Source organism: Mesorhizobium sp. M7A.F.Ca.MR.148.00.0.0 (assembly GCF_003997735.1).
Classification (GTDB): domain Bacteria; phylum Pseudomonadota; class Alphaproteobacteria; order Rhizobiales; family Rhizobiaceae; genus Mesorhizobium.
This window is the reverse complement of sequence record NZ_RZTB01000069.1, coordinates 25,819-31,967: the sequence shown is the minus strand read 5'-3', so window position 1 is coordinate 31,967 and position 6,149 is coordinate 25,819. Positions and strand designations below refer to the sequence as shown.

Annotated in this window: 5 protein-coding genes and 1 pseudogene; 4 read left to right on the top strand and 2 right to left on the bottom strand. The window is 61.6% G+C overall.

The features are described from left to right. From nadE to EOB49_RS22210, 4 genes and pseudogenes are all read left to right on the top strand, one after another. A pseudogene (gene nadE / locus EOB49_RS37845) lies at nt 1–170 on the top strand (NAD(+) synthase); the annotation flags it as partial. Between the two features lie 3 nt (nt 171–173). Next, on the top strand, nt 174–2,195 hold the full coding sequence (gene asnB / locus EOB49_RS22220; RefSeq protein ID WP_127382241.1) for an asparagine synthase (glutamine-hydrolyzing): 2,022 nt from the start codon (nt 174–176) through the stop codon (nt 2,193–2,195). Then, nucleotides 2,192–3,745: an AMP-binding protein gene (locus EOB49_RS22215; RefSeq protein ID WP_164781763.1), complete on the top strand. Its 1,554-nt coding sequence runs from the start codon at nt 2,192–2,194 to the stop codon at nt 3,743–3,745. Before asnB ends, EOB49_RS22215 begins: the two co-directional genes overlap by 4 nt. 39 nt (nt 3,746–3,784) lie before the next feature. Further along, entirely contained in the window at nt 3,785–4,051 is a 267-nt protein-coding gene (locus EOB49_RS22210; RefSeq protein WP_027036262.1) for an acyl carrier protein, read from the top strand. A 59-nt stretch (nt 4,052–4,110) separates the two neighbouring features. On the opposite strand, the gene EOB49_RS22205 is transcribed toward EOB49_RS22210, so the two are convergent. Continuing rightward, a complete protein-coding gene (locus tag EOB49_RS22205; protein ID WP_164781762.1) occupies nt 4,111–4,803 on the bottom strand; it encodes a class I SAM-dependent methyltransferase in 693 nt (230 codons plus the stop codon). Nucleotides 4,804–4,917: 114 nt separating this feature from the next. Beyond that, a complete protein-coding gene (locus tag EOB49_RS22200) occupies nt 4,918–6,129 on the bottom strand; it encodes a polysaccharide biosynthesis/export family protein (RefSeq protein WP_236383137.1) in 1,212 nt (403 codons plus the stop codon). Nucleotides 6,130–6,149: the final 20 nt, after the last annotated feature.

Sequence of the window (6,149 nt, the reverse complement as noted above, 5' to 3'; positions counted from 1 at the left end):
TGTGCCTCTACGGCATGAATCACGGAATTTCGGCCGGCGTGGTTGCCGCCGCCGCTGGCCTCACTGCCGCGCAGGTCGAGAAGGTCTATAAGGATATCGTCAGCAAACGCCGCGCCGCCCGCTATCTCCACGCACGGCCACAGGTGTCCGCTGCGATAGACAGGGATTGACCCATGTGCGGCATCGCCGGAATTATGGCGCTGAACGCGGCTGCGGAGCCTCCTTCACGAGCCGCGCTTCTGAGAATGGCAGCCGCGCTCTCCCATCGAGGTCCGGACGAAAGCGGCCTTTATCGCGACAGGCGAGCAGGGCTGGCGCATACCCGCCTGTCGGTCATCGATCTCTCGACCGGACAGCAGCCTCTCGCCGACACAGGCAATACCACCTGGATCGTCTTCAACGGCGAGATCTTCAATTACGTCGAGTTGCGTGACCAACTCATAGCCCTGGGACATCGTTTCCGCACCCGCAGCGATACGGAGGTCGTCGTGCATGCCTACCGCGCCTGGGGTGTGGGCGCGTTCGAGCGGCTGAACGGGCAATGGGCACTCGCCATTTGGGACTCGCTGACAGGCCGCCTCGTCCTGTCGCGCGATCGGTTCGGCATCTGCCCGCTGCATTTGTGCGAACACGCTGGCCGCCTGCATTTCGCCAGCGAAGTTAAGGCCATCTTCGCAGCCGACCCGGCGATACCGCGGGCCTTCGATCCGGCGGGGGTCGACCAGACTTTCACGCTGTGGACGGTCGTACCGCCGCAAGGCGTATTTCAGGGGATACAGGAACTTACCCCCGGCCATGTCCGCATCTATGACAATGGCAGCGTTCGTGAGCACGCTTTCTGGAAACCTTGCTATCCCGAGATCGAGGACCTGGCCCATGGCACCTTCAGGGGCTCGCTGGAGGATGCGGTGGACGAAGTGCGCGGCGCCTTGCAGGCCGCGACGGCGCTTAGAATGGTCAAGGCGGACGTGCCGGTCGGCTGCTACCTTTCCGGCGGGCTCGACAGCTCACTTGTCGCCATGCTCGGGAGGCGCTTCGCCGGCGCGCCGCTCCAGACTTTCTCGTTGCGTTTTGCTGACGCCGAGTATGATGAAACCTGTTACCAGCGGCTGGTTGCCGGTGCGAGCGGCGGCGAGCACCACGAGGTGATGGTTTCGCGCGGTGACATCGCCGACATCTTCCCAGATGTGATCCGTCACGCCGAGCGTCCGATTCTCAGGACGGCGCCGGCGCCGTTGTTCCTTCTCTCTAGGCTGGTGCGCGAACATGGTATCAAGGTCGTGCTGACCGGCGAGGGGGCCGACGAGATGTTCGCCGGCTACGACCTGTTCCGGGAAGGCAAGGTCCGCCGCTTCTGGGGGCGGCAGCCCGCATCCGCCCGCCGCGCGCGACTGCTGGAACGCCTCTACCCCTATCTGAGCCGCTCGCCGGTCAAGCAGCAGGCGATGGCGCGCCAGTTCTTTGGACACGGTCTCCATGCATATGGCGCGCCCGGCTTCGCGCATGATACCCGCTGGCGCACCACCAGCGCCATAAAACGGCTGTTCTCGGCCGACATGCACGCCGAAACGGCGCGTCGCGACGTGGTGGCTGACCTGCTCGGCCGCCTGCCCGAAGAGTTCCAACGATGGGGTCCTCTCGCGCAGGACCAGTATCTTGAGATCAGGACGCTGATGTCGGGCTACCTGCTCTCCTCTCAGGGTGACAGGATGCTGATGGCCCACTCCGTCGAGGGGCGCTTCCCGTTCCTGGACGACAGGCTCGTGGCCTTGGCGAATTCGCTACCGGCCGACTACAAGCTGCGCATTCTGGATGAGAAACACGTGCTGAAGCGTGTGGCGAAATCGATCGTCCCCGCGGAAGTCGTGGCCCGCAAGAAGCAGCCCTACCGGGCGCCCAACGCACTTTGCTTCATGGGCGATAGCGCACCCGCCTATGTCCGCGAAGCACTCTCGGAGACTGCCCTGCGCGCGGCGAATGTCTTTGATCCGAACTCGGTCGCGCGCCTGCTGGACAAATGCGCTGCCAAGACCGGCGATGGCGATCTGTCCAACTCGGACAACATGGCGCTGGTCGGCGTGCTGTCGACGCAGCTCCTCCATCAGCAGTTTGTCGCAAACCGTCCATCAAGCGGGCGTGCGGTCGACCTCAGGATAGATGTCGATCGCCTGCACAGGGAAGAGGTGCTGGTATGATGCATGGCGCCGTCCCTCTGCTGCACGACTACCTCAGCCATTCGGCCGGCCGGCTCGGCGACAAGGTGGCGCTGGTGTGCGGCGGGCACCGGCTCGCCTATGATGAGCTTGAGACACGCTCCAACGCGGTCGCCCATCATCTCGTCACGTCCGGGGTCGCCCCCGGTGACCGCGTCATGATCTTCGCCGACAACACCGTCGAGACCGTGGTCAGCTTCTGGGCGGTTCTCAAGGCGAGCGCCGTTGTGTGCATCGTCAATCCGCTCACCAAGAGCGACAAGCTGGGGTATTTGCTCAACGATTGCCTGCCGGCAGCATTGATCACCGACAAACATTTGCAGGCAATCTTTACTGAACCGGCGCGTAACTGTCCGTCGCTGCGGCGGCTCATCGTCTCCGGTCCGGTGGACGTCGCCGAGCTCCGGGGATTGCCGCATGCCGTGCGCTGGGATGAGGCGGCTGCCGGCCACGGCAAAGCGCCGGCCCGCCGCCGCATCGATATCGATCTCGCAGCCATCATCTACACGTCGGGCTCGACCGGCGAACCCAAAGGCGTGATGCTGACGCACAGGAACATGATGGCAGCCTGCACGTCGATTGCCTCGTACCTCGAACTTGGCGAAGACGATGTGATCCTCAATGTCTTGCCCCTGGCCTTCGACTACGGCCTCTATCAGATGATAATGGCATTCCGTACCGGGGCGCGCTTGGTCCTCGAGCGCTCGTTTGCCTTCCCCGCACAGATACTTGCGATCATCGAAAGGGAGAGAGTTACAGGCTTTCCCGGCGTGCCAACCATCTTTGCCGCGCTGTCGGATCTCAAGACGCTGAAGGCAGATGATTTTGCAAGCGTAAGGTATGTCACGAACACTGCCGCGGCACTGCCGCTCAAGCACATTCGCCTGCTCCAGGAACTGTTTGCCGATGCTCGCATCTATTCGATGTACGGCCTGACCGAATGCAAACGCTGCACCTATCTTCCGCCGGAAGATCTTGCGCGGAAACCGTTGAGCGTGGGGATCGCCATCCCGAACACCGAAATGTGGATTGTCGATGAGGATGACCGAAGGGTCGGTCCCAATGTCGTCGGCCAGCTGATCATTCGCGGGGCAACGGTCATGAAGGGCTACTGGGGTAAGCCGGAGGCTACCGCGAGGAAGCTCAAGCCTGGCCCTTTGCCCGGCGAGCAGGTTCTGTACACCGGCGACTACTGCCGAATGGACGAAGAAGGCTACCTCTATTTTGTCGGCCGCAGCGATGAGATCATAAAATCGCGGGGAGAAAAGGTGGCGCCCAGGGAAGTCGAAAACGTGCTGATGGAAATCCCGGGAGTACGGGAAGCTGCGGTCGTTGGAGTTCCCGACGACCTCCTGGGGCAAGCAGTGAAAGCGTTTGTCGTCATGGAGCAAGGAACGATCATGGGCGAAAAGCAGCTGCGGATGGAATGTCAGAAGCGGCTGGAAAACTTCATGATTCCGAAGTCCATCCAGATTGTGTCCAGTCTACCGATGACGGACACGGGCAAGCTCAAGAAAATAGCGCTTTCATAAAGCGACACCTGGAAATCATTTGGATCGGAGGCCAATTCAATGCTGAGCACGAACAACAGAATTGACACCTACAGCGATCAGATACGCGCCTTTCTGGCGTCAAATTTCTACGTGGCCGACCCGCGTGCCCTGGAGGTTGAAACGTCGTTGCTCGACCAGGGCATCATAGACTCGACCGGAGTGCTTGAAGTTATCGGCTTCGTCGAGGAGACATTCGGCATCACTGTCGAGGACAGTGAACTTCTGCCTGAGAATTTCGATTCCATCCAGGGAATTGCACGTTACGTGCTCAGCAAGGAAAACTGATCGCTGAGCTACGCTTTAAGGGCGTCCTCCCAACCGAGCGCGCAAACCCATGGCGCGGCTCACGCTGGCGCTTTGGCCCGTGCACAAACCACCCTGGCTTCACCGGCTTTGTTTGCAACCGCGCGAATGCTCTCGTAGGCTTGGGAACGCTCAACCAAACTCATGACCTGCCGGTCCTGGCCAAGCCCGACCTCGAAAAGCAGCATGCCACCTCGCCGCAGATAGCGCCGCGCCTCCTTGATCACCCGCATGTGAATGCTCAGGCCGTAAGGCCCGGCAGCGAATGCCTCACGTGGTTCAAGTTCCATCAGATGCGCGCGGTCGTTTTCGAGCCGCTTCTCGGAGATGTAAGGCGGGTTGCAAACGACCAGATCGATCGTGCCTTCGAGCTCCAGACCCGAGAAGGAATTGAACAGGTCGCCCTGCAGCACCGAAATGCGTCCGGCCAGGCCAAGATGGGCGACATTCCGGCAGGTGGTTTCGACACAGCTGTCAGTGAGATCGCTCGCCCAGACGCGCGCGGTGGGGACTTTGTATCCAATGGCGCAGGCGAGATTGCCCGCTCCGCAGCACATGTCCACGACACGCGGGACCGGCCGATTAAGTTCACGAAGCACATTGAGGGCGGTGCTGCCGAGCAATTCCGTCTCCGGGCGAGGGACGAGCACACCGGGCGCGACAACCAACTTCAGCCCCATGAAGCCGATGCCGCCGGTGATGTAGGCGCTGGCGACATCTATTTCACCAATCACGACAACCCCGCTTTCTTGATTTTCCCATGCCCGATTTCTCAGGTCGCCCGGGTCTTCATGCCGTGAGGCGAGGCATCAGCCACCGTCGTTCCCGGGTCGGTTCACGTCGCGCAACTACTGGATCGCCGCGCTCTGCAGGTCGCTGCTGAACCTCACCTCGATGGTGTCTCCAGGCGCGACCTCAGTGTCCTGGTCGACCGGTCGACTTCTCGACGCGTCGCCGGCTCCACCGGTTATTGTGATCCGCGCCTGGAAGGTTTCGCCGGCGACCGGCAGCGGAAGAGCGGACGCCCCTGATGGCTGAAGTTTCTGGCTGGCTGCGTGGAGCCTTGCAGTGGTCTCGGCGAGGCGAAGGTCGGTGTCCCTCAACTCGTTCAGAAGGCCGATCCTTCGTTGATTTTCATTGCGTTCCTGCTGCCTGACGAAGTCTTCCTGCTGGCGCCGCGTTCTCATGAGTTCGACCGAGGTCTCGAGCGCCCGGCTCGACGACATCAGCACCGCACGTCTGACATCGGCGAGCCTGCTGTTGGTCAGGTTGCCCGATTCGAACGATTTGGTGACCCGCGCCAGATCGTCCTCATCCTGTTTCACCGCTGCCGCTTCCGTCTGCTCGCGCTTGAGCAGAACCTCGACCTCAGCCTCGGCATCCTTGGCGGTCTTGTCGAGATAGCTTTGCTCCTGTTGAAAATTGTTCAGCGAAATTCTGAGACCCTCCGCTTCCGCCTGCGCGACCGCCGATATCAATACATTCGACAGGGGCGAGCCCTGCGGCGGCTGCATGTCAAATTCTGCCTGGTTCTGAAGTTCGGCGCGGATACGGGCGCCATGAAAGTAGTCCCTGATGTAATCCCCCCAGATCGACTCGTAGTCGCGTCGCAGATCAACGGGATCAGGTCCGCTTTGGCTTGCCCGCGACCGCAGAAGGCTGAAACCGCCGGCGACCGCAATCGCCTGCCGGACTGTCATGAGTGGCCGGTAAGCCTGCTGCCCTGGCGTCAGCACATCGCCAGTCACGTAGATCGGCCGGTACTCCGCGATCACGGCCGTGACGTCGCTCGGCTTGATGACGATCATTTGCTCCCGTCCATCAGGCAGACGCTGGTGGACGATCTTGGTTGGCAGCACCGCTTCCATGCGCGTCTGCAATTCGGCCGGCGTCAACCCGCCAACCGGGATCATCCCGAACTCGGGCAGCGCGATCGAGCCATCCATCTGGACAACCGCGCGTTGCGTTCGTTCCGCTATGGAGGCAATTCCTATCTCCACCGTGTCGCCGGGGGAGAGCTTGTAGGCGGCCGGCGCTTCGGCCGCGGTTGCGCTGCTCAAGGCTAGGCATCCGACAAGTG

Coding starts and splice junctions, on each gene's coding strand:
- asnB (WP_127382241.1), top strand. CDS start 174: ATGTGCGGCATCGCCGGAATTATGGCGCTGAACGCGGCTGCGGAGCCT.
- EOB49_RS22210 (WP_027036262.1), top strand. CDS start 3,785: ATGCTGAGCACGAACAACAGAATTGACACCTACAGCGATCAGATACGC.
- EOB49_RS22215 (WP_164781763.1), top strand. CDS start 2,192: ATGATGCATGGCGCCGTCCCTCTGCTGCACGACTACCTCAGCCATTCG.